We start from the raw sequence: 22994 nt of genomic DNA on the forward strand, positions 1-22994 counted from the left end.
CTCTCCGCGCTGCGCGCGTCGATCCCGGGGCCGGCCCGGGTCGTGGGCGCTGACGCGCCACGGGGTCTGCACGTCCCTTGCCGCGATGGGCCGCGGGGCCCGGTCGGGGTGGGGACGTGGCCTGTAAAACCGCAGCTTTCGGGCCGAACGCAACGGGGGAGCGGGAGGGTAAACCGGCCCGGGACGGGCGGGCCAACGCGTCCGGCGCGCCCGCCCGTCTCGGGGTGGTCAGATGAGCGTCAGCGTGAGTGTGCCCGTGTACGTGCCGGGGACCGTGGTGCCGGGGACGCCGAGTTTGAGGGTGGCGCCGCATTCGAAGGAGCCGGCGCCGGCGCCGCTTGCCGACGCGCACAGCGTGTGTGCTCGGCCGAGACCCGTGCCCGGGTCGGCCTGGGCGCCCGGGGTCACCGAGGCGGTGGTGCCGCCGGTGGGGAGCGTGCCGGTGACCGACTTGGCGGTGGGGGTCCAGCCGAGGTTGTCGCCGACGATCCGGCCGCCGGCCGAGGTCAGGTCACTGGCCTGGCCGGTCAGCGTCCATCCGGCGTTGGTACCGCGCGCGTCGGAGACGGTGAGCGGGTTGAGCGCGCCGCCGGTGAAGACGTCCTTGCCGTTGAGGGTGACGCCCGGGAGCGCGACATCGGTGCCGCCGACGCCCAGGGTCAGCGGGCCGCCCCGCACGTCGGTGGTGATCACCTGGTAGCCGGTGCCGGGGCCCGGGTTGGTCGGGGCCTTGAACGCGACCGGGACGAAGGTGTCCTGGCTGCGGTCCGGCGAGCCGTGTGCGGCGAAGGCGACGACGTGGCAGGTGGTGACGGCGCAGTCGTACTCGACGCCGTCCTTGTTTTTGTACTTGGCCTTCATGCCGTCGAGCGTCAGCGAGAAGCTGCCGTCGGCGTTCAGCCTGGCCTGGCCCGGCGAGGTGCCCGGGGTGGTGCGCACCCACTTGGTCGCCTGGTATGGCGCGGGGTTGGTGTTCCAGTCGGTGCCCTTCGGGCCGAACGCGACGTAGACGCCGTTGCCGCCGTCGCGGACCGGGTCGAAACCGGTGCCGGTGACGGTGAAGTTCTGGCCGTCGGGGTTCGCGCCCGCGGCCGGGCTCACCGTGAGCCTGGGCGCCGGCGGCGGGGTGGTGTTCTTGAACGCGACCGGCGTGAAGGTGTCCTGGCTGCGGTCGGTCGTGCTCGCGCCGTGTGCGGCGAAGGTGACGACGCGACACTCCTGCTTGAGGCAGTCCACCTCCTTGCCGTTGCCGTCGGTGTACTTCGCCTTGACGTCGAGCGTGGTGGTGAAGGCGCCCTCGGCGCTCATCCTGCTGCCGGCGACCCACGCCTGGGCGCTGTAGGCGCCCGCGTTGGTGTAGTAGTCGTCGATCTTCGGGCCGAACAGGACGTAGACCCCGTTGCCGGAGTTGCGGGTCTTGTCGAAACCGGTGCCGGTCACGGTGATCGTGGCGCCGTCGGGATCGATATCGACGCCGGGCGACACGCTCACCGCCGGGGTGGCGGCGGCCCGCGCGGGCGAGGCGAGGCTCACGCCGGCCACGGCCAGCGCGCCGGTCGCGCCGATCGCTCCCCAGCGGGTCAGGCGGCTCGCGGGCCTGTGCCGCGTTCCGTTGGTCATCCTTGGCTCCTCCATCTGGCAGTGTGCACAGGGCGGCGCCCGGACCTATTAGCGGTAGGTCCGGGCGCCGTCCCGAGCAGATGAGGTAAGGCTAACCTAATTAATGGAATCGTAAAGAGCGGAAATCCCGCTCCCGGCGGCGGAGTACGTCACACCGGGGCGGGTCGTGTCCCCGCGTCTACGCGGTGAGTCGGCGCCGGTTCAGCCGCCACAGCAGATACAGCGACGCGGCGATCGCGGCGACCCGGACCATCGCCGGCAACAACTCGCCGAACCGGTCCCAGGCCTCGTCCCGGGTCAGATCGGTGCCCAGGTGCCCGGTGGCCCGCAGCCACATCCCGATGGCGAAGGCGAGCGCCGTCGTGCCGGGGATGTAGAACGCGGCGAACCGCCGTTCCTTGAGCGACCACGCGGCCGCGGTGAAGACCACGAGCAGGCCGAGCACCACCACCACGGTCGAGGCGACGATCGCCCCGACCGTCATCAGCGCGATCGCGAACACCTCGCGCAGCTGGGTGCGCAGCGCGCCCGGACCGCCGAACACGCCCATGACCGGGGTGGGTTCGGTCAGCGAGGTGTCGTCCCAGCCGGCCGAGGGGTCCGAGGCCACGCCGATCGGATACGCCGGCGCGTGCAGCGAGCCGTCGCCGTACATGTCGGGGGTCGGCCGCTCCGGCATGTCGCCCTCCGGGGGCGAGCGCCACCACAGCGGCTCCTCCTCCGGATCCGCGGGCGCGGCGGGCTTGGTCGCCGTGCCGCCGCCACCGCCGCCGGCCGCGGTCTCGGCGAGTGTGGGTGGACCTCCCTCGGGCGAGACCCGGGGCGCGGGCGGCGTGGGCGGGGGAGGTGCGGGCGCGGGCGCGGCCGGCGGCGGCCGAGACGGATCCCGTATGGCCGGAATCGGCGTGGCGTCGGCGCGAAACCCCATCTGGCGGGCCACCGTCGCATGCCGCGACCCCCGCATCGACATCGCGCCGACCCCGTCGTCGGCGCCGCTGTCGCGCAGGTCGCCGAGCCGGTACAACTCCTGGCCGACCACCGCCTCCGGCGTGCCGAGCCGATCGAGGATGACCTGTACCGCGCCGGGGTTGTGCGCGTTCAGCCGCTCGCGCTCGCTGTTGATCTGGCTGCGCAGCCGCTCCACGAGCCGGGCCCGGTCGGCGGGGCGAAGTTTGCGCTGGGCCGCGTCACCGACCTCGCCCAGGTATTGCAGAACCAGATGATCGCTCTCGAAGTTCACGCCCCCACCTCACCCCCGCCGAAGGTTCGTCTGCGTCGGTGCCGCGCCCGCCGCGTCATGCGTCGGTAAAGCGACAACTCAGCGTAGGGGTGCGGGCGTAGCGGAGCGAGAGGTTGGCGGAAATGGTGATCGTAAGGGTGCGCGCCGCGGCTTTCGCGGCTCGATCCGGGCCCGTGATCGGGGTCGCGGTCGGTGTCCGCGCCCCGGGTCCCGGCACCCGCACCACCCATGGTCCGCGGTCGTGCCGGACCGGCCGTCGGCCGGCCGTGCGGGCCGCGCGAGCGGGGCCGCGCAGGCGCCCGCGACCGCCTCCGGCGGCCCGATCCGGGGCGGTCGCGCGCGGCGACCGGGCATTGGGATTCCGGGAGCGGTGATCGCCGGCGGGCGGACCGTCTAACGTTGATGGGATGACCACAGCTGCGTCGCCCACCCGTGCCGAGGCGGATCGGGCCGCCGAGTCCGGCCCCCGGACGCTCGCCGAGGATCTGCGCGGACGCACCGACGCCGACCTCGGCGCGTTGTTGCGCGCCCGGCCGGACCTGACCACCCCGGTCCCGGTGGACCTGACCCAGCTCGCCACCCGGGCCACCACCCGGGCCTCGATCGCGCGCGCCCTGGAGCGCCTGGACCGGTTCACCCTCCAGGTCGTCGACGCCGCGGTGGTGCTGCCCGACGGCTTCGCCGTGTCCCGGCTGCACACGCTGATCGGCACCGCCCCGGACGAGGTCGGGCGGGCCGTGGCCGCGCTGCGCGAGCAGGCGCTGCTGTGGGGGCCCGACGACGCGCTGCGGGTGGTGCGTACGGTGCGCGACCTGGTCGGCGCGAGTCCGGCGGGGCTTGGCCCGACGCTGGCAGGCGCGCTCGCCGCGACCGCGCCGTCCCGGCTCCAGGACGTGCTCGCCGACCTCGGTCTGGGCTCCACCCACGACGCGGTCTCCGCGATCGCCGCGATCACCGACCTGTGCACCGACCGGGCGCGCCTCGACGCGCTGCTCGGCCAGGCCCCGGAAGCCGCCCGCGAGGTGTTGGACAAGCTGGTCTGGGGGCCGCCCACGGGCAGTGTGCGCGGCGCCGACCGGCCGGTGCGCGCCGACGCGGCCCGCACCCCCGTGGAGTGGCTGCTCGCCCGGGCCCTGCTCGTGCCCGCCGGGCCGGACGCGGTGGTGCTGCCCCGCGAGGTCGCGCTGCACCTGCGCGGCGGCCGGGTGCACCGGACGCCGCTGCCCACACCCCCCGAGCTGCCGGTGCGCGCCTACGATCCACAGGCTGTGGACGACCTGGCGGCCGGCTCCGCGTTCACCGCGGTGCGCCGGGTCGAGGACCTGCTCGAGGCATGGAGCGCCGGCGGCCCGCCCGTGCTGCGCGCCGGCGGCCTGGGCATGCGCGACTTCAAGCGCGCGGCGGTACAGCTGGACGTGCCCGAGGCCGAGGTCGCGCTGTGGCTGGAGGTGGCCTACGCGATGGGCCTGGTCGCGGGCGACGGCGAACCGGACGAGCAGTGGCTGCCCACCCCCGCCTACGACACCTGGCGGCGCACCCCGGTGGGCACCCGGTGGGCCGCGCTGGCCGGTACCTGGCTGGAGACCACCCGGGTGCCCGCCCTGGTCGGCACACGCGACGACAAGGACCGCCCGGTCGGCGCGCTGGGCACCCAGGTCGACCGGACCGCCGCGCCCGAGGTGCGCCGCCGGATCCTGGCCACGCTCGCCGCCCTGCCCCCGGGCTCGGCCACCGACGCCGACTCGCTGCTCGCGCACCTGACCTGGCACCAGCCGATCCGGGCCGCGCGCCTGCCCGAGGCGCTGTTCCGGGCCATGCTCGTGGAGGCCGAACTGCTCGGGATCACCGGCCGCGGCGCGTTCGCCGACTACGCCCGCCCGCTCGTCGAGGGCCGGGTCTACGAGGCCGGCGACGCGCTGACCCCGCGGCTCCCGGAACCGCTGGACCACGTCCTGCTCCAGGCCGACCTCACCGCCGTGGCCCCCGGCCCGCTGGTGATGGACCTCGCGCACGAGTTGCACCTGGCCGCCGACGTGGAGTCCACCGGCGGGGCGACCGTGTACCGCTTCACCGAGGAGTCGGTGCGCCGCGCGCTCGACGCCGGCCGCACCGCGACCGACCTGCACCACCTGCTCGCCACCCACTCGCGCACCCCCGTGCCGCAACCGCTGAGCTACCTCGTGGACGACGTCGCCCGCCGGCACGGCCGGATCCGGGTCGGCACCGCCGCGGCCTTCCTGCGCTGCGACGACGACGCGCTGCTCGGCGAACTGCTCGCCGATCGCCGCGCCGCCGGGCTGCGGCTGCGCCGCCTGGCCCCCACGGTGCTCGCGGCCGAGTCCGCGCCCGACACGGTCCTGGAGAAGTTGCGCGCGATGGGCCTGGCCCCGGTCGCCGAATCGGCCACCGGCGACCTGGTACTGACCCGCCCGGACACCAGACGCACCCCACCCCGCTCGGCCCCGCCCCGCGTCGCGGGCGAACCGCCGACCCCGACGGAAGCCCTGCTGGTCGCGGCGGTGACCGCGATCCGCGCGGGCGACTCCGCCGCCACCAGCCGCGCCGACACCGCCCCCGAACGCGACGGCGAACCGGTCGAACTCCCGCGCACCTCCGCCGCCGAAACCCTCCTGGCGCTCCAGGCCGCGCACGCCGACCGCCGCGCGGTGTGGATCGGCCACGTCACCCGCGAGGGCCGGGCCACCCAGCACATCGTGATCCCGCTACGCCTGGAGGGCGGCTACGTCACCGCCCACGAACAGGCCACCGGCGAAATCCACACCTACCCCCTGCACCGCATCACCGGCGTCGCCGAGGTGGCCTGAGCCGAACGGCCCCGGGCCGGCCCTCACATCTCCCGACGTCCGATGCGCCACACCGCGAGCCACACGCACAGCCCGGAGATCAGCAGCGCCATCACGAGGTTGTCCGTGTACTCGCCGGCGGAGTGTCCGCGCAGCAGTTCGATCGGGGCGGTGCTCAACTCGGTGGGCTGCCAGGACCGCAGCGGTCGCCACAGCGACGCGAGCGGCATCAGGATGACGACGACCAGCCCCGCGCCGAAGATCGCCACCGGCCGGCGCAGCAGCGCGGCCATCCCGGCGACCACGCTGACCTGTACGACCGTGCCCATCAGCCCGTAGAACGCCCCGTAGAGCACGGAACGCGCGGACAACGAACCGAACATCCAGTGCACCTGGGCCCATGCGATCAACATGCCCAGCACATAGGCGATCGCCACCGCCGTCAGGGTCACCGTGTAGCGGGGCAGCACCAGGTCGCGCGTGTGGTGCATGCGAGTGCGATGGAACGCGGCCAGGCCCGCCCGATGGTCCACCGCGAGCGCGCTGGCCATCAGCGCCAGACCGACCAGGAGCCCGACCTGGGCGGTGCCGTACACGTACACCGCCATCCCGCTGTCGGCCCGCATCCCGGTCGCCGGCGGCACCCCCTCGATCCGCAGCGCCTCCAGGATCTGGTCGCGGTGCCGGGCGAACACCGGGCCGACCAGCCCCACGCCCGGATAGGCCACCAGGAGCAGCAACCACCGCCGGGTACGGGTCAGCCGCAACCACTCCAGCCGCCACAACCCCAACCGGCGCGGCCCGCGCGGGACCCGGTTGGGCGCGGCCACCACCGTCGGCACCGTCGGCGCCGACGACGCGGGCGCCTGGACGGCCCCCGAGCGCGTCATCGCGGACCTCCGGTGATGGACAGGAATGCCGCCTCCAGGTCCGACTCCTCGGGCGCGACCGACACCACCCGCGCCGAGCAGCGGCTGAGCACCTCGGCCAGATGCCGCTCGCCCGCCTCCAGCGAACGCGCCTCCACCCGGAACAGCCCCGGTCGCATCGACGATACGCGCGCCACCCAGTTCTCCGCCGCGAACGCGCGCAGCAGGTCGGTTCCCCCGCCGCGCACCCGCACCAGCCAACTCGGTCGCATGTGCGTGTCCACGAGTTCGGCGGTCGAGCCCTGATACAACAGCCGACCCGCGCGTACCACGCCGACGTGATCGCACACCCGCTGCACATCGGCCAGGATGTGACTGGAGAAGACCACCGTGGTGTGCTCGCGCAGGCTCGCCACCAGGTCCAGCACATCGGCCCGCCCCCGCGGGTCCAGGGCCGAGGTGGGCTCGTCCAGGATCAGCAGTTCGGGGTCCGCGACCAGGGCCGCGGCCAGTCCCAGGCGCAGCGTCATGCCGCGCGAGAGCGAGCCGGCCTTACGATCGCCGCAGCCGGACAGGCCGGTGCGGTGCAGCGCGACCTTCACCTTCTCCCGGGGCAACCGTCGATCGACGAGGTTTCCGGCCAACTCGACCACCTCGGACGCGGTCAACCACGGTTCGAACTCGGGCACATCCGTCGACACCGCGACCCGGCGCCGATCGACACCGAACACCACCTCGCCCGAGTCGGCCCGCCGGGTGCCGCCCATGATCGACAACAGCGTGGTCTTGCCCGCGCCGTTGGGTCCCACCAGGCCGTACACGCAGCCGCGCGGCACCATCAGATCGATCCCGAAGATCCCGGTGCCACCGCCGTAATCCCTGGTCAGGGCGCGTGTGAGCACGGCGGGACCAGTCGGTTCGCCGGCGTGCTCGGGGGTCTCGACGGCGGTGCGACCGGGACGGGGAGCCCGATCGTCGGAGGCCGACGACATTGGTTGCGCCATCAAGTATCCAGGGTAGGTAGGCCGGCCGGTTTGTGTGTTCCTCCGTAAGGATGGGTCTCGCGCTCCTCCCTGGGCAGTACGGGCCCCGAACCCTGCTCCCGATGTGGACGAGCGCCGTTCGGAACACGCGCACACCGCGAATGGTTGACACTTGTTGGTCCCGTCCCCTCCACCCGCGGAAAGGTTGGCCCGTGCCCGACGGCCCCCTGATCGTCCAGTCCGACAAAACCCTGCTTCTCGAAGTCGGGCACGAGGCCGCCGCCGAGTGCCGCCGGGCCATCGCGCCGTTCGCCGAGTTGGAGCGCGCCCCCGAGCACGTGCACACCTACCGACTGACCCCGCTGGGCCTGTGGAACGCGCGCGCCGCGGGCCACGACGCCGAGCAGGTCGTGGACGTGCTGCTGCGACACTCGCGCTACCCCGTGCCCAACGCGCTCCTGGTGGACGTCGCCGAGACGATGGGCCGCTATGGGCGCCTGCAGCTGTCCAGGCACCCCACGCACGGCCTGGTGCTGACCACCACCGACCGGGCGGTGTTGGAGGAGGTGCTGCGCAGCAAGAAGATGGCGCCGCTGGTCGGGGTCCGGGTCGACCCGGACACCGTGATCGTGCACCCCTCCGAGCGCGGCCAGATCAAGCAGGTGCTGCTCAAGCTCGGCTGGCCCGCCGAGGACTTCGCGGGCTACGTGGACGGCGAGGCGCACCCGATCGAGCTGGCCGAGAACGGCTGGAGCCTGCGCGCCTACCAGCAGGAGGCGGTCGAGGGCTTTTGGCACGGCGGCTCGGGCGTGGTGGTGCTGCCGTGCGGCGCGGGCAAGACGCTGGTCGGCGCGGCGGCGATGGCGACCGCGAAGGCGACCACGCTGATCCTGGTGACCAACACGGTCTCGGCCCGCCAGTGGAAGTCCGAGCTGGTCAAGCGCACCTCGCTGACCGAGGACGAGATCGGCGAGTACAGCGGTACCCGCAAGGAGATCCGGCCGGTGACCATCGCCACCTACCAGGTGGTGACCACGCGGCGAAAGGGCGTGTATCCGCACCTGGAGCTGTTCGACTCCAGGGACTGGGGTCTGATCGTCTACGACGAGGTCCACCTGCTGCCCGCCCCCATCTTCCGGTTCACTGCCGACCTGCAGGCCCGGCGCCGGCTCGGTCTGACCGCGACGCTGGTGCGCGAGGACGGCCGCGAGGGCGACGTGTTCTCGCTGATCGGTCCCAAGCGCTACGACGCGCCGTGGAAGGAGATCGAGAACCAGGGATACATCGCGCCGGCCGACTGCGTCGAGGTCCGGGTGACCCTGACCGAGACGGAACGCCTGGCGTACGCGACCGCCGAGCCCGAGGAGCGCTACCGGTTCTGTGCGACCACCGCGAGCAAGACCCGCGTGGTCAAGGACCTGGTCGAGCGGCACCGCGGCGAGCAGACCCTGGTGATCGGCCAGTACATCGATCAACTCGACGAGCTGGGCGAGGTGTTGGACGCGCCGGTGATCAAGGGCGAGACCACCAACAAGGAACGCGAGCGGTTGTTCGACGCGTTTCGCACCGGCGCCGTGCAGGCGCTCGTGGTCAGCAAGGTGGCGAACTTCTCGATCGACCTGCCCGACGCCACGGTGGCGATCCAGGTGTCCGGGTCGTTCGGCTCGCGGCAGGAGGAGGCGCAGCGGCTCGGTCGGGTGTTGCGGCCCAAGGCCGACGGCCGCGGGGCGCGGTTCTACTCGGTGGTCGCCCGGGACACCATCGACCAGGACTTCGCGGCGCACCGGCAACGGTTCCTCGCCGAACAGGGCTACGCGTACCGGATCGTCGACTCCGACGACGTGGACACCCAGATGTAGCGGACGGCGGCGGCGGTCGGGCGCGCGGTCACGGCACCGCGTGCCGGCCGAGCAGGGTGACCCGTACCGCGGTGCTCGTGAAGATCCACGTGCCGCGCGCGATCCGCGCGCTCGTGTGCGCGGGCCCGCGCAGCCGGGCGCGGACCAGGTCGGTGAACGGGATCGCGGCGGGGGCCGAGCCGCGCAGCGCGGGAATGTGCAGGGAACCGTGGGCGGGGAGACGCGTCATCGTGATCATGTCCTCGACGCTACGACGGCCGACATAACGGACGCGTCAGCATCAGGGCGCCCGCCGCGCTACCCCTTGTGGGTGACCATCTCCTAAGGGTGGCCCGTCCGGCGGACCCGCTCGGATCGGGGGCGGGGGCCGGAAATGGGTCATCGGCATGCATCGTGGCGCGTCGTAGGCTGAACGGGTGAATGCCCTCATCGTTGGCTTCGACCTGGACATGACGCTCGTCGATTCGCGCCCCGGCATCGGGGCGGCATGGTCCGTGCTCGCCGCGGAGACCGGTGCGGCGATCGACATCCCGCTGATCGTCTCTCGGCTCGGGCCGCCGCTGGAGGTCGAGGTGGCGAACTGGTTCCCGGCGGACGAGGTGAGCGCCGTCGCCGCGCGCTATCGCGAGATCTATCCGCACCACGCCGTGCACGGCACCGACGTGCTGCCCGGTGCGCGCGAGGCGCTGGCCGCGGTGCACCGCCACGGCGGTCGCACCATGGTGGTCACCGGCAAGCACGAGCCCAATGCCCGGCTGCACCTGGATCATCTGGACCTGGCCGTGGACCACCTGGTCGGCGATCTGTGGGGCGAGCAGAAGGGCGTGGCGCTGCGCGCGTCGGGGGCGGGGGTGTACGTCGGCGACCACCTCGGCGACCTGATCGGTGCCCGGGCGGCCGGCGCGATCGCGGTCGGGGTGGCCACCGGGCCGATCTCCGCCGAGGACCTGCGGGCGGCCGGGGCCGACGTGGTGCTTCCGGACCTGACCGGCTTTCCCGCGTGGCTGGACGCGCACGTGGCCGACCTGCGTCTTGGCGCGCTGCGCGAGCGGTTGGCCTCGCTCGGGAGCGTCGCGGTGGCGTTCTCCGGCGGCGCCGACTCGGCGTTCCTGCTCGCGGCGGCGGTACGCACCCTGGGGGCGGCCGAGGTGCTCGCGCTGACCACCGACTCGGCCAGCCTGCCGGCCGCCGAACGCGACGCCGCGCGGGCCTTCGCCGCCGAGCTGGGGGTGCGGCACGAGCTGGTGCCCAGCGACGAGATGTCCCGGGCGGGCTACCGCGACAACAACGGCGACCGGTGCCGGTTCTGCAAGACGGAGCTGATGGCGGTGCTCGCCCCCGTGGCCCGCGCGGCGGGGATGGCGCATCTGGCCACGGGTACCAACGCGGACGACGCGCGCGCGGGTTTTCGGCCCGGGATCGCCGCGGCGGCCGAGGCCGGCGCGGTCACCCCGCTGCTCGACGCCGGATTGACCAAGGCCCAGATCCGGGCGATCAGTCGAACCTGGGGGCTGCCCACCTGGAACAAGCCGGCCGCGGCCTGCCTGTCCAGCCGGGTCGCCTACGGGGTGGCGATCACCCCGGCCCGGCTGGCCCGGGTGGAACGCGCGGAGACCGCGTTGCGGGTGGTGCTGGCCCGGGACGGCATCGCGGTGCGCAACCTGCGCGTGCGCGATCTGGGGCAGTTCGCGCGGATCGAGGTGGACGCCGCGCTGAGCACCGCCGTGGCCGGCCACGAACCGGCCCTGGCCGCGGTCCGCGACGCGGGCTTCGCCCGGGTCGAGGTGGACCCGCTCGGCTACCGCGAGGGCGCGATGAACGAACTGCTGCCCGACCCGGAGCCGTACCGCTGAGCCGACGCCGCCGAGGCTGCTCGGCGCGGGTCAGAGCAGCTTCGGCACCGGACGGCGGCGGCTGCGGATCGACCTGACCAGGCCCGCGGCGGCGATCGCGAAGCCGACCGGCATCAGCGCGCTGAGCAGATACACCGCGGTCGGCAGCGCGTGCGCGCCGATCAGCATGGGGGTGACGGTGGCGAGCGTGGCGACCGTACCGAGGGCGAAGAGCAGCGCGCCGACGCGGACGAGCCGGTCGCCGGGGCCTGCGGATGCGTTGGACACCGACCCAGGGTAGATGCCCCGATCCGCCCCGCTCGCGCGCGGGGCGGTATCCCGATGTCCGGCCGAGAAGGCGACCATTAGCCTGGACGAGTGAACGGGGTCACTACGCGTTCCTGCTCGGATTCGATGTGTGCGCCCCAGCCAGCCTGGTAAATGCTCGTAAAAGTCCCGACGAAGCCGTCCCGACACGATCGAGGTCTCCCGTGCCCACCGGCAAGGTCAAGTGGTTCGACACCGACAAGGGCTTCGGGTTTTTGTCCCGGGACGACGGAGGCGACGTGTTCGTGCACGCGTCGGCACTGCCGCAGGGCCTGGACACGCTCAAGCCCGGCACCCGGGTCGAGTTCGGGATCGTCGAGGGGCGCCGCGGCGAACAGGCCCTCTCGCTCCGTGTCCTGGACCCGCGCCCCTCCGTCGTCGCCGCGAGCCGCAAGAAGCCCGACGAGATGAGTTCGATCATCCAGGACCTGCTCAAGGTCCTGGAGGGGGTCGACAAGACGCTGGAGCGCGGCCGTTACCCCGACAAGCGGGCCACCGCGAAGGTCGCCGAACTGCTGCGCGCCGTCGCCGACGAACTCGACACGTGAGTAAGGGCGCCGGGTGGGCCCACGCGGCCCGCCCGGCGATCCCCCGTACGGCCTAGGGGAGTTCGAGGGCGCCGGTCGGGACTGGCGGGACCAGGCCCTCGGCGGCTGCGCGGTCGAGCAGCGCGGACACCGCCGCGTGCCCTTCGGCGCCCAGGTCGCGGGTGAACTCGTTGACGTACAGGCCGATGTGCCGATCGGCGACCGTCGGATCCATCTCCTGGGCGTGTTCCAGGACATAGGCGCGCGACGCGGCGGGGTCGGCCCAGGCGTGCTCGACCGAGGCGCGCGCGGCGGCGGCCAGGGCGGAAAGGTCCAGCGAGCGCTTGGCGATGATCGCGCCGAGCGGGATCGGCAGGCCGGTGTCCGACTCCCACCAGTCGCCCATGTCGGCGAGGCAGGTCAGGCCGTACCGCGTGTAGGTGAAGCGCGCCTCGTGGATGACAAGCCCCGCGTCCACCACGCCGTCGCGCACCGCGGGCATGATCTCGTGGAACGGCAACACCCGGATCTCGCCGACCCCGCCGGGCACGTGCCGCGCCGCCCAGAGCCGGAACAGCAGGTACGCGGTGGAGCGTTCGCTCGGCACCGCGACCACCTTGCCCGCCAGCGCCTCGGGGGTGCTCGCGCCCAGGCTCAGCACGAGCGGGCCGCAACCACGCCCCAGCGCCCCGCCGCAGGGCAGCAGCGCGTACTCGTCCAGCACCCACGGCAGCGCCGCGTAGGACACCTTCAGCAGGTCCAGCTCGCCGCGCTCGGCCAGGCCGTTGGTGATGTCGATGTCGGCGTAGCGCACCTCGACGGGCGGCGCGTCCGGGAGCAGGCCGTGCGTCCAGGCGTGGAAGACGAACGTGTCGTTCGGGCACGGCGAATAGGCCAGCGACAGGGTCACGGCGTCAGGCTCCCTTCGAGCGCGGCGAAGGCCGCGGTGAGTGCGCGCAGCGCGTCCGGGATGCGCCAGGCCGCCCGATCGCGCGGGCCCACGGCGTTGGAGACGGTGCGCAGTTCGAGCATCGGCACCGCGTGGGCCGCGGCGGCGGTGGCCACGCCGAAGCCCTCCATGCCCTCGACCGCGGCGCCCGCGTGGCGGGCGGCCAACTCGGCGGCGCGCTCGGCGGTTCCGGTCACCGTGGAGACGGTGAGCGCGGGGCCGGTGGCGAGCGAGACGCCGGCGGCGCGCAACATGTCACCCACGTGGGTGACCAGTCGCGGGTCCGCCTCGAACCCGCTCGTCCCGAAGCCCAGTTCCTCGATCGGCACGAACCCGTCGGCGGTCTGCGCCCCCAGGTCGGCCGCCACCACCCGGGTGGCGAGCACGGTCGAGCCGACCGGCGCCACCCCCGGGAAGCCGCCCCCGATACCGGCGTTGACCACCAGGTCGTAGGAGCCCCGCGCGAGCGCCGTGGCGGTGCCCGCGGCCGCCGCCGCCGGGCCCGCGCCGACCGCGAGCACGTCGGGGCCGGGTATGCGCCACGAACGCGAACCGCCGAGCACGGCGTCGCGCTCGGCGGCCACGGCGGTGATCACCAGGATGGGCAAGGGTTACTTCTTCGCGACCTTGAACGACCAGATGCCCCGGTAGCCCTGCTTGCCGTCCGGCTGCACGACCTGCACCAGCAGCGGCTCGCTCTCCTTCTCCGGCGTGCCGTAGCTCAGCCGAAGGCCCGAGTAGTACGTGGTCTTGATCGGCGACTGGGTCTGCGGCTTGCCGTCGACCAGGAGCACCCAGCCGTCGTCGGCGAGTTCCTTGTCCACGCCGATCGAGAAGCCGCCACCCTCGGAGACCGAGAGCTTGGTGAGGCCGTCGGTCTTGTTCAGGCAGCCGTCGACCTTCTTCTCGTCGATCGAGCCGTCGTCCTTGTAGCACTCGGCCTCGGAGTGGACCGACGTCGTCCCGCTGACCATGGTCACGATCGGCGTGGGCTTGTCGAGGTTGCAACCCGTCAGGGCGAGCGCGCCCAGGACGGCGGCGCCGGCGAGGGCGGCAGGGCGGCGAGTCTTCATGATCCGAAGATTACCGGGCGGTTCGCAGCCGCATGCCGGGGGACCGCTTGCGGCGCGCCCGGCGCGTCGTCAGTTTGCGGCCCACGATCACCAGCGCCAGGGTCAGCACGCCGGCCGCCACGCTCATCCCGAGCGTGCCGTTCAGCGGCAACGCGATGCCCACGCCGCCGCCGACCACCCACGCCACCTGGAGCGCGGTCTCGGTCCGGGCGAACGCGGAGGTGCGCACCGCCTCAGGGATGTCGCGCTGGATCATCGCGTCCAGCGACAACTTGCCCAGCGCCTGGGCAAGACCGGCCACCGCCGCCACCGCGAGCACCGTGACCAGGCTGTACATCACCGCCGCCCACGCCGCGCAGGACGCGGACGCGAGCAACACGGCGGTGATGATCACCTCCGGCGCGCGGGACTTGAGCCACGCGCCGAGCGCGGTGCCGATCGCGTTGCCGACCGCGGCGGCGATCACCACCGCGATGGTGGCCTGGGTGGCGGACAGGTCGGCGACCGGGTGCTTGCGCATCAAGAAGCCCAGGAACATGATCAGGAACCCGGAGAAGCCGCGCAGCGCCGCGTTCGCCCACAACGCCTGGACCACCGACGGGCCTACGCTGCGCAACCGCCGCGAGGTCTTGACCCGGATCGGCTTGCGCCCGGATTCGCGCTCGCCGCCCGCCGCGGCCGGGCCCTCGCCCGACTCCTCGGCCCGGGGCTCGGGCACCGTCTCGGTGCTCGTACCGCCCTTGCCGCCGCGCAATTTGGCCAGCGACACCTTGCGCTCGTGTTCGACGCCGGGGGCCTCGGCGGTGAACGACGCCCGGTCCTCGCCCTCGGCCGAGTCGACCTTCGACGGCAGCGTGAAGGACAGGATCGCGCCGAAGGTGAACACCACGCAGGCGCCGTACAGGATCCCGGGCGTGCCGAACGCGTATTTCAGGCCGCCCGCCACCGGCGCCGCGCCCATCGTGCCGATCAGGCCGAACATGGTGATCCGCGAGTTCGCCTTGACCAGCGAGACCGAGCGCGGCTGGAGCCGGGGCACCACCGCGCTGCGGCTGACCCCGTACACCTTCGAGGACACCAGCACGCCGAACGCCGCCGGGTACAACTCCAGGCCGCCGTCGTTGACCGAGCCGGCCATCAACCAGCACAATCCCACCCGGACCAGCATCGCCAGCGCCATCGCGAAGCGGCGACCTCGGCGCATCCGGTCCAGGATCGGCCCGAGCACCGGCGCGAGCAGCGCAAACGGCGCGAGGGTGATCAGCAGGTACATCGCGACCCGGTCGCGCGCCTCGCCGGTGGGCACCGAGAAGAACATCGTGGTGGCCAGGGCCATGGTCACCAGCGCGTCGCCGGCGTTGTTGATCAGGTGCAACTCGATCAGCTTCGCGAGGCCGCTCTCGCCGGCGCCCTTGGCCCGGGCCGCGCCGCGGAGTTTGCCGAAGCCGCCGGTGAACAGGCCACCGAACCGCCCGAGCGCACGACGCCCCGGACCTCGGTTCCTGCCGGACGACCCGCGGGTGGAGCCGGGCGCGCGAATGGTGCGCCGTGATGCGGTACTGGTCTTGGAGGCTGCCACGCCGGGATCCTGCCCTTGCTCCCTCGGATGATGCGGTCGCGACACGCCAGGAAGGGCTCGCTCCGCGCGCCCGTTCGGGAATCGGACGTGTTTTGAGGGTATCGGCGGTGGAGACCTTCGACGCGTGAGAGAGAATCACTCTCGTGAGTGCCGCGACCCGTAGTCGAACCCCGGACCGCCTCTGCGCAGAGGCGGTTGATCTTGCCTTCGCCGCCGCCGAGGAAGCCGCAGGTCAGGACTCCGTCGGCGAGCATCTGGGTGTACAGGTGGATGGTGATCGCCTGGTCACCCACCTGTTCGCGTGCCGCGAGTCCGCTTATCACGGCTGGCGCTGGGCGGTGACCGTTACCCGGGCGCCCCGCGCCAAGCTGGTGACCGTGGACGAAACGGTCCTCGTACCCGGCCCCGAGGCGCTGCTCGCGCCCGCGTGGGTGCCGTGGAACGAGCGCCTTCGTCCCGGCGACCTCGGCGTGGGCGACCTGTTGCCCACCGACGCCGACGACCCCCGTCTCGAATTCGGTTACACCGGAGCGGACGAGACAGAGGAGGAATCGACCGAGCCGATCGGGCTCGGCCCCAAGGCGGTCGCGTACGAGCTGGGGCAGGGGCGCGCACGCGTACTGTCCCCGGTCGGGCGCGATCTGGCCGCCGACCGCTGGGACGAGCATTTCGGCCGAGCCACGCCGATGGCCCAGGCCGCGCCCGCGCATTGCACGAGCTGCGGCTTCCTGGTCAAGGTCGGCGGGCCGCTCGGGCAGGCGTTCGGCGTGTGCGCCAACGAGTATTCGCCCGCCGACGGCCGGATGGTCTCGCTGGCCTACGGCTGCGGTGGCCACTCGGAGGCCGCGGTGATGCCCGCCGCGACGCCGGCGGCCGAGCTGTCCCTGGACGAGTACCGCATCGAGACCGTGCGGATCCGCCCGGTCGAGAGCGCGGAGGACGAGGACGGCATGGAGCCCGGAGAGGACCAGTTGGGCCACTCCTGATCGACCGCGAGATGCAATTAATCCGAATTACGCTGAATATCCGAAGTCTCCGCAGCGTGCGATCGGGTCCGGGTCCTGTCCGGCGGACACGGCCCGGTCCGGTCGAGCGCACGACGAAGCCGCCACCGATTCGGTGGCGGCTTCGATGCGTTCGCGAGATCGACTCGGCTCGCGCGGCCGACTCGGTTCCCGAGGTCGACTCAGCGGGCCGTGCCCCGGTAGGCGACCGGGCCCTCGCCCGGGAACTGCGCGGCGCCCTGGAAGCTCGCGCCGTCGTCGAAGAACGTGATCGATCCGTTGCCCTGCGGGCCGGACCAGGTGACCTGGGTGCCGGTCGCCGGGCGTGCCTTGTCCGGCACGACCGCGTTGCGCGTCTGGATGACGATCGCGAGGTCCGCGTCGTCGTGCCAGGGCGCGTTGGGCGCCCCGTACTGGATCTGCGTGCGGTAGATAGCCACGTTGTCCCCTTCCGTAGCCGACCGGGGTTGCCCCCACGGGATGTGTCTACTCCCGTTGCGGCCGGGTCGACCAGAGGAGTGCTGTTTGTCGTTTGTGTGGATTTTGTGTGACTTGATCCATTGCCTGTCCGCATCGTCCCCACGCCGTTTCGCGCGGCTTTCCCCGGACCGGGATCGCCGAGCGGCCGCGGCGCCGGAAACGCAATAGGGTTCCGGCCACATCCGCGATCGAGGGACGGCGCACGGCATGGGCATCGACGACCGCTTTGGCACCGCTTCGCTTCGGCGAGCCGTACTGGACGCGTGGGGCGCGTCGCCCGCACGTTTTCGGGAGGACGCGAACGCCGAGGAGGAACTCGCCCTCGGCGGCTATCGCGATCGACTGGTGGTCGAACTCGCGCAGAACGCCGCCGACGCCGCCGCCCGGGCCGGCGTGGTGGGCCGGCTCCGGCTGATCCTGCGCGACGGGGTCCTGGTCGCGGCCAACACCGGCGACCCGCTGCACGCGCCGGGCGTCGAGGCGCTGTCCACGCTGCGCGCCTCGGCCAAGCGCGACGACGGGCCGGAGGCGGTCGGCCGGTTCGGGGTCGGCTTCGCCGCGGTGCTCGCGGTCACCGACGAGCCGTGCGTGCTCTCCCGGACCGGCGGGGTGCGCTGGTCCCTGCACGAGGCCCGCGACCTGGTCGCGGAACAGGCCCGGGACAACGCCGGACTCACCGACGAACTGGCCCGGCGCGACGGAGCCGTGCCGGTGCTGCGGCTGCCGATGCCGGCCGAGGGCACCCCGCCCGAGGACTACGACACGTGCGTGGTGCTGCCGCTGCGCGACGGCGCCGCGGTGGACCTGGCCGCCCGGCTGCTCGCCGAGGTCGACGACGCGCTGCTGCTCACCCTGCGCCGGCTCGGCGAGATCGTGATCGAGACGCCGGACGGTGTGCGGACGCTGACCTGCCGGGCCGACGGCGGCGCCCTGGTGGTGACCGACAACGGCGTGCAGACCCGCTGGCGGGTTGCCGAGGACGGCGGCGCGCTGGCGCCCGCGCTGCTCGCCGACCGGCCCACCGAGGAGCGCCGGCGGGCCGCCTGGTCGGTGTTGTGGGCGGTGCCGCTGGACGCCGCCGACCATCCGCGCCGGCCGAGCGTACGGCCCGTCGTGCACGCGCCCACGCCCACCGACGAGCCGCTGGGGCTGCCCGCCCTGCTCGTCGCGTCCTTCCCGCTGGACCCGACCCGCCGGCACACCGCGCCCGGCCCGCTGCGCGACTTCCTGATCGAGCGGGCCGCCGAGACCTACGCCGGGCTGCTCGGCACCTGGCCGGTGACCACCACCGCCGTGCTGAACCTGGTGCCGGGGCCGACCGGCGAGGGGGAGTTGGACGGGCTGCTGCGCCGGGCGGTGCTCGATCGGCTCGCGGAGACCGCGTTCCTGCCGGCCGCGGCGCCGGGTGCCGGGTCCTCGGGCGCCTCCGACGCCTCCGACGCCTCCGACGCCTCCGACGCCTTTGCCGCCGCGTCCGTCGTGGAGGCGGAACCCGACGATCGCGACGCGCTGTTGCTCGACCGGGGCACCGCGGCGCGCGACCGCGATCTGCTGCGCCCGCGCGACGCGGTGCTGATCGAGACGGCGGGCCCGCGACTGGTCGAGGCGCTGGCACCGGTGGTGGCCGGGCTGCTGCCGGCCGGTCTGGATCGCAGCGCCGCGTTGCGGGTGCTGGGGGTGCGCCGGTTGCCGCTGGCCGAGGTGGTCGACCAACTCGCGGGGATGGAGCGGGAGCCGAGCTGGTGGCGGGATCTGTACGACGCCTTCGACCCCGCGGCCCGGGACGCGCTCGGGGCGTTGCCGGTGCCGCTGGCCGACGGCCGGATCGTGCGCGGGCCGAGGGGGGTGCTGCTGCCCTGCCCGGAGAGTCCGGACCCGGCGGTGCTGGACGTGCTTCGGCTGCGGGTGGCCCACCCCGACGCGACGCATCCGCTCTTGGAGCGGCTCGGCGCGGTCCGGGCCACGCCGCGGGCGGTGCTGGCCGATCCGGCGGTGCGGGCCGCGGTCACCGAGGGCGAGGAGGGCGACGACATCGCCGACGCGGTCCTGGAGCTGGTCCGGGCCGCCCGGATCACCGCCGGCGACGAACCGTGGCTGGCCGCGCTGCTGCTGCCGGACGTGGACGGCGACGCGGTGCCGGCGGGCGAGCTGATGCTGCCGGGCAGCCGGATCGCCGCGGTGGTCGAGCCGGACGCGCTCGGCGTCGCGCACCCGGACCTGGTCGAGCGCTGGGGCGAGGACGTGCTGGAGGCGGTCGGCGTGCTCGGCACGTTCGGCCTGGTCCGGGAGGAGGACGTGGTCCTCGACCACGACGGCTGCGATCACGACCTGGACGCCGAGGACGACTGGCTCGACGACGTGCTCGACCACCTGCCCGACCAGGGCGTGCCGCCGGTGCTGGCCGGGTTCGCCGCGGTGCGCGATCTGGACCTGGTCGCGGACGACGCGTGGGACGAGGCCCTGGAGGTGCTGGCCACGCCGCCGCTGCGGAACGCGGTGACCGAGCCGGCCCACGTGCTGCTGCCCGACGGCGGCCGGGCCCGGGTGCCGTCGTACACCTCGTGGTGGCTGCGCGGGCACCCGGTGCTGGACGGGCGGCGTCCGGCGGGGCTGCTCGCGCTGGACGGGGACCGGCTGCTGCACGGCCTCTACGACCGGGTCCGGGCGAGCCTGGATCCGGTGTTCCTGACCGCCCTGGGCGTGCGTACGACGCTTCCGGCGCTGCTGGCCGACCCGGACGGCCCGGACGAGCTGCTCGAGCGCCTGGCGGACCCGGACCGGGCGGTGACCCGGGACCAGTTGCGCGCGCTGTACACCGCGTTGGCCGAGGTGGCCCCGGAGCGGCTGTCCGCGCCGAGCGAGCTGCGCGGGGTCTCGGGCGGCCGGATGACCGTGGCCGACGTCGCGGACGCGCTGGTGGGCGACGCGCCGGACCTGGCGGCGCTGGTCGCGGACGACGCGACGCACGTGGTGCTGCCGGTGCGCCCGGACCGGGCGGAGGCGCTGGCCGACCTGCTGGACGTACCGCTGCTGTCCGAGACCATCCCCGGCAAGGTGCTCTCCGAGGGCACCGTGCACGAGGTCCCGGACGACGTGCTGGCGGCGATGCCCGACGCGCCGAAGGAGTACGTCGAACACGAGGAGCTGATCGTCTCCGGCCCGGACGGCACCGAACTGGAGGCGGACTGGCGCTACATCGACGGCAAGGTGCACGCCACCACCTTCGAGGGCGTCGCCCGCGGCCTGGCCTGGGCCGCCGGCGAATGGCACCGCCGCTTCGAGGTCGAACAACTCCTCACCCACCCGGAAAACGCCGCCCACTTCGCCACGGAACGCGACTTCGACGGCGTGTGACCCCGGGGGAGGGGCGGCTCCGACACGAGCCGCCCCGCCCGGGGCGAGCGCCCGGGACCTACCCGTCGCCGCCCGTGCGGCGGCTGAGCCAACCGGAGACGTGCCGGCCCGCCTCCAGGAGGGCAGCGGCGACGATGGCGATGCCGATCGCGGTGCCGTTGTTGCCCTGGTCCTGGGGGTAGAGGGCGAAGAAGTCGGCGGCGAAGGGGACGTAGAGGGTGAACAGGAAGGCCGCCGCCATCGCCGCGATCAGGGCGATCTTCCACCACGCGTAGGGGCGGGCGACGATGGCCAGGATCCACATCGCGACCAGGAACAGGGTGATCACCGCGGTGGTGCGGTCCTCCTTCAGGTCGGTGCCGCTGTTCAGGTGGGCCAGCCAGTAGGACAGGAACGTCGCCCCCGCGGCCACCACACCGCCCGGGATCGCGAAGCGCAGGACGCGCGGGACGAAGCCCCGGCGGGCGCGTTCGGCGTTGGGGGCCAGGGCCAGGAAGAAGGCCGGTACGCCGATCGTGAGCGAGCCGATCAGGGTGAGGTGGCGGGGCAGGAACGGGAAGACCACGCCCGCGACGCCGGTCAGCAGCGACAGGAGCAGCGCGTACACGGTCTTGACCAGGAACAGGTTCGCGACCCGCTCGATGTTGCCGATCACCCGTCGCCCTTCGGCCACCACCGAGGGCAGCGTGGCGAAGCGGTTGTCCAGGAGCACGATCTGGGCGACCGCGCGGCTCGCCCCGCTGCCCGAGCCCATCGCCACCCCGATGTCGGCGTCCTTGAGCGCGAGGACGTCGTTCACGCCGTCGCCGGTCATCGCCACCGTGTGCTCGCGGGCTTGGAGGGCGGCGACCATGGCCCGCTTCTGCTGTGGGGTGACCCGGCCGAAGACGGTGTTCTCCTCCAGCGCCTGCCCGAGTTCGGTGCGGTCCTCGGGCAGTCGGCGGGCGTCCACGGCGTGGTTCGCGCCCGCCAGGTCGAGTTTGGCGGCCACCGCGCCGACCGCGAGCGCGTTGTCCCCGGAGATCACCTTGGTCGCCACGCCCTGGCCCGCGAAGTAGCGCAGCGTCTCGGCGGCGTCCGGGCGCAGCCGCTGCTGGAGCACCACGAGCGCGGCCGGGTGGGCCCGCGCGCCGGCCTCGTCGGTCAGCCCGTCGGCGGTCGCGAGCAGCAGTACCCGCAGCCCCTTCGCGCCCAGTTCGTCCACCTCGGCCAGCACCGGGTGCCCCTCGGGCAGCAGTACGTCGGGCGCGCCCAGCACCCAGGTGCCGCGCTCGGCGAAGCTCGCCCCGCTCCACTTGCGGGCCGAGGAGAACGCGGCGACGTCGGTGATCGACCACCCGCGCGGCGCCGGGTAGGCGTCCACGATCGCCTGGAGGCTCGCGTTCGGGCGCGGGTCGGAGGTGCCGAGGGCGCCGAGCGCCTGGCCGATCGGCAGGGTGTCGTCGAGCGTACGGACCTCGGCCACGTCCATGCCGCCCTCGGTGAGCGTGCCGGTCTTGTCCAGGCACACCACGTCCACCCGGGCCAGCCCCTCGATCGCGGGCAACTCCTGGACCAGGCACTGCTTCCGGCCCAGCCGCACCACGCCGACCGCGAACGCGACCGAGGTGAGCAGCATCAGCCCCTCGGGGACCATGGTGACCAGCCCGGCCACCATGCCGCGCAGCGCGTTGGGCAGGCCGTCGTCGGTGCGCAGTTGGCTGATGATCAGCAGGATTCCGACCGGGATCATCAGCCAGGTGACGTAGGTGAGGATCCGGTTCAGCCCCTGACGCAGTTCCGAGTCGACCAGGGTGAACCGGCCCGCCTCCTCGGCGAGTCGTGCGGCGTACGCGTCGGCGCCGACCTTGGTCGCCCGGTACGCGCCGTTGCCGGCGGCCACGAAGCTGCCGGACATCACCGGGTCGCCGATCCTCTTGTGGACCGGATCGGTCTCGCCGGTCAGCAGCGACTCGTCCAGTTCGAGCGCGTCGGCCTCGACCACGACGCCGTCCACCATGACCTGTTCGCCCGCGCCGAGCGCGCAGACGTCGTCCAGGACCAGTTCGCGCGCGGACACCTCGACCGTGTGCCCGCCGCGGCGCACCCGGGGTTTGGCCTCGCCGATCACCGCCAGGGTGTCCAGGGTGCGCTTGGCGCGCAGTTCCTGGATGATGCCGATCGCCGTGTTGGCGACGATGACCAGGCCGAACAGGCCGTCCTGGATCGGGCCGACGATCAGGATCACCACGAACAGGGTGCCGATGATGGCGTTGAACCGGGTGAAGACGTTGCCCCGGACGATCGCCGAGGCGCTGCGGCTCGAACGGCCCGGCACGTCGTTGACCCGGCCGGCCGCGACACGTTCGGCGACCTCGGCGTCGGTCAGCCCGGTGATGGTGACGGGGGCATCGATCATGCCCTGAAGTTACGTCAGTGAATGTCAGATTTTGTGGTTATTCGGAACGGGTCGCCGAGTACATTCACCGCACGCCCGGAGCGGGGCGGACGCCGG

Annotated in this window: 18 protein-coding genes; 6 read left to right on the top strand and 12 right to left on the bottom strand. The window is 73.3% G+C overall.

The window, feature by feature from the left end; genetic code table 11:
• Window positions 1-228: 228 nt before the first annotated feature.
• Both ACH4XV_RS26945 and ACH4XV_RS26950 read right to left on the bottom strand, forming a co-directional pair.
• Window positions 229-1620, bottom strand: coding sequence for a hypothetical protein (locus tag ACH4XV_RS26945; RefSeq protein WP_395794073.1), 1392 nt, complete (start codon window positions 1618-1620; stop codon window positions 229-231).
• A 178-nt stretch (window positions 1621-1798) separates the two neighbouring features.
• Window positions 1799-2860 carry a hypothetical protein gene (locus ACH4XV_RS26950; RefSeq protein ID WP_395794075.1) on the bottom strand — a complete coding sequence of 354 codons (1062 nt, stop codon included), beginning with the start codon at window positions 2858-2860 and terminating at the stop codon, window positions 1799-1801.
• 407 nt (window positions 2861-3267) lie between these two features.
• Between ACH4XV_RS26950 and ACH4XV_RS26955 the strand changes: the two genes are divergently transcribed.
• Entirely contained in the window at window positions 3268-5685 is a 2418-nt protein-coding gene (locus ACH4XV_RS26955; protein WP_395794077.1) for a helicase-associated domain-containing protein, read from the top strand.
• 23 nt (window positions 5686-5708) lie between these two features.
• Here the strand turns inward: ACH4XV_RS26955 and ACH4XV_RS26960 are convergent, their stop codons facing one another.
• On the bottom strand, window positions 5709-6554 hold the full coding sequence (locus ACH4XV_RS26960; RefSeq protein WP_395794079.1) for a hypothetical protein: 846 nt from the start codon (window positions 6552-6554) through the stop codon (window positions 5709-5711).
• Window positions 6551-7435, bottom strand: a complete 885-nt coding sequence (locus ACH4XV_RS26965; RefSeq protein ID WP_395794081.1) for an ABC transporter ATP-binding protein — start codon at window positions 7433-7435, stop codon at window positions 6551-6553. The genes ACH4XV_RS26960 and ACH4XV_RS26965 overlap by 4 nt, the downstream gene beginning before the upstream one ends.
• 293 nt (window positions 7436-7728) lie before the next feature.
• Between ACH4XV_RS26965 and ACH4XV_RS26970 the strand changes: the two genes are divergently transcribed.
• Window positions 7729-9375 (top strand): DNA repair helicase XPB, encoded by a 1647-nt coding sequence (locus ACH4XV_RS26970; protein ID WP_395794083.1) that lies wholly within the window; start codon window positions 7729-7731, stop codon window positions 9373-9375.
• A gap of 28 nt (window positions 9376-9403) precedes the next feature.
• Here the strand turns inward: ACH4XV_RS26970 and ACH4XV_RS26975 are convergent, their stop codons facing one another.
• Window positions 9404-9613, bottom strand: coding sequence for a hypothetical protein (locus tag ACH4XV_RS26975; protein WP_395794085.1), 210 nt, complete (start codon window positions 9611-9613; stop codon window positions 9404-9406).
• 190 nt (window positions 9614-9803) lie between these two features.
• Between ACH4XV_RS26975 and larE the strand changes: the two genes are divergently transcribed.
• The gene (gene larE / locus ACH4XV_RS26980; protein WP_395794450.1) at window positions 9804-11228 is read left to right on the top strand and encodes an ATP-dependent sacrificial sulfur transferase LarE; all 1425 of its coding nucleotides are present in this window, start codon (window positions 9804-9806) and stop codon (window positions 11226-11228) included.
• Window positions 11229-11258: 30 nt separating this feature from the next.
• Here larE and ACH4XV_RS26985 read toward each other — a convergent pair whose 3' ends face one another.
• Window positions 11259-11495: a hypothetical protein gene (locus tag ACH4XV_RS26985; RefSeq protein ID WP_395794087.1), complete on the bottom strand. Its 237-nt coding sequence runs from the start codon at window positions 11493-11495 to the stop codon at window positions 11259-11261.
• A 203-nt stretch (window positions 11496-11698) separates the two neighbouring features.
• On the opposite strand from ACH4XV_RS26985, the gene ACH4XV_RS26990 reads away from it, so the two are divergent.
• Window positions 11699-12082 carry a cold-shock protein gene (locus ACH4XV_RS26990; RefSeq protein WP_078976718.1) on the top strand — a complete coding sequence of 128 codons (384 nt, stop codon included), beginning with the start codon at window positions 11699-11701 and terminating at the stop codon, window positions 12080-12082.
• Between the two features lie 52 nt (window positions 12083-12134).
• Here ACH4XV_RS26990 and ACH4XV_RS26995 read toward each other — a convergent pair whose 3' ends face one another.
• Genes ACH4XV_RS26995 through ACH4XV_RS27010 form a run of 4 tightly spaced genes read right to left on the bottom strand, consistent with a single transcriptional unit; the run spans window position 12135 to window position 15662 of the window.
• Window positions 12135-12971 carry a 1,4-dihydroxy-6-naphthoate synthase gene (locus ACH4XV_RS26995; RefSeq protein ID WP_395794089.1) on the bottom strand — a complete coding sequence of 279 codons (837 nt, stop codon included), beginning with the start codon at window positions 12969-12971 and terminating at the stop codon, window positions 12135-12137.
• Window positions 12968-13618: a futalosine hydrolase gene (locus ACH4XV_RS27000; RefSeq protein WP_395794091.1), complete on the bottom strand. Its 651-nt coding sequence runs from the start codon at window positions 13616-13618 to the stop codon at window positions 12968-12970. The genes ACH4XV_RS26995 and ACH4XV_RS27000 overlap by 4 nt, the downstream gene beginning before the upstream one ends.
• A 3-nt stretch (window positions 13619-13621) precedes the next feature.
• Window positions 13622-14083 (bottom strand): DUF2771 domain-containing protein, encoded by a 462-nt coding sequence (locus tag ACH4XV_RS27005; protein ID WP_379999373.1) that lies wholly within the window; start codon window positions 14081-14083, stop codon window positions 13622-13624.
• A 10-nt stretch (window positions 14084-14093) separates the two neighbouring features.
• Complete coding sequence (locus ACH4XV_RS27010) at window positions 14094-15662, bottom strand: MFS transporter (RefSeq protein WP_395794093.1); 1569 nt, start codon at window positions 15660-15662, stop codon at window positions 14094-14096.
• A gap of 134 nt (window positions 15663-15796) precedes the next feature.
• On the opposite strand from ACH4XV_RS27010, the gene ACH4XV_RS27015 reads away from it, so the two are divergent.
• Window positions 15797-16648 (top strand): DUF3027 domain-containing protein, encoded by an 852-nt coding sequence (locus ACH4XV_RS27015; protein ID WP_395794452.1) that lies wholly within the window; start codon window positions 15797-15799, stop codon window positions 16646-16648.
• A gap of 200 nt (window positions 16649-16848) precedes the next feature.
• Here the strand turns inward: ACH4XV_RS27015 and ACH4XV_RS27020 are convergent, their stop codons facing one another.
• Complete coding sequence (locus ACH4XV_RS27020; protein WP_395794095.1) at window positions 16849-17106, bottom strand: hypothetical protein; 258 nt, start codon at window positions 17104-17106, stop codon at window positions 16849-16851.
• Between the two features lie 247 nt (window positions 17107-17353).
• On the opposite strand from ACH4XV_RS27020, the gene ACH4XV_RS27025 reads away from it, so the two are divergent.
• Window positions 17354-20500 (top strand): sacsin N-terminal ATP-binding-like domain-containing protein, encoded by a 3147-nt coding sequence (locus tag ACH4XV_RS27025; RefSeq protein ID WP_395794097.1) that lies wholly within the window; start codon window positions 17354-17356, stop codon window positions 20498-20500.
• Between the two features lie 58 nt (window positions 20501-20558).
• On the opposite strand, the gene ACH4XV_RS27030 is transcribed toward ACH4XV_RS27025, so the two are convergent.
• Window positions 20559-22898: an HAD-IC family P-type ATPase gene (locus tag ACH4XV_RS27030; RefSeq protein ID WP_395794099.1), complete on the bottom strand. Its 2340-nt coding sequence runs from the start codon at window positions 22896-22898 to the stop codon at window positions 20559-20561.
• Window positions 22899-22994 lie beyond the last annotated feature (96 nt).

This window comes from Embleya sp. NPDC020630 (genome assembly GCF_044334985.1).
In the GTDB taxonomy this organism is placed as follows: domain Bacteria; phylum Actinomycetota; class Actinomycetes; order Streptomycetales; family Streptomycetaceae; genus Embleya.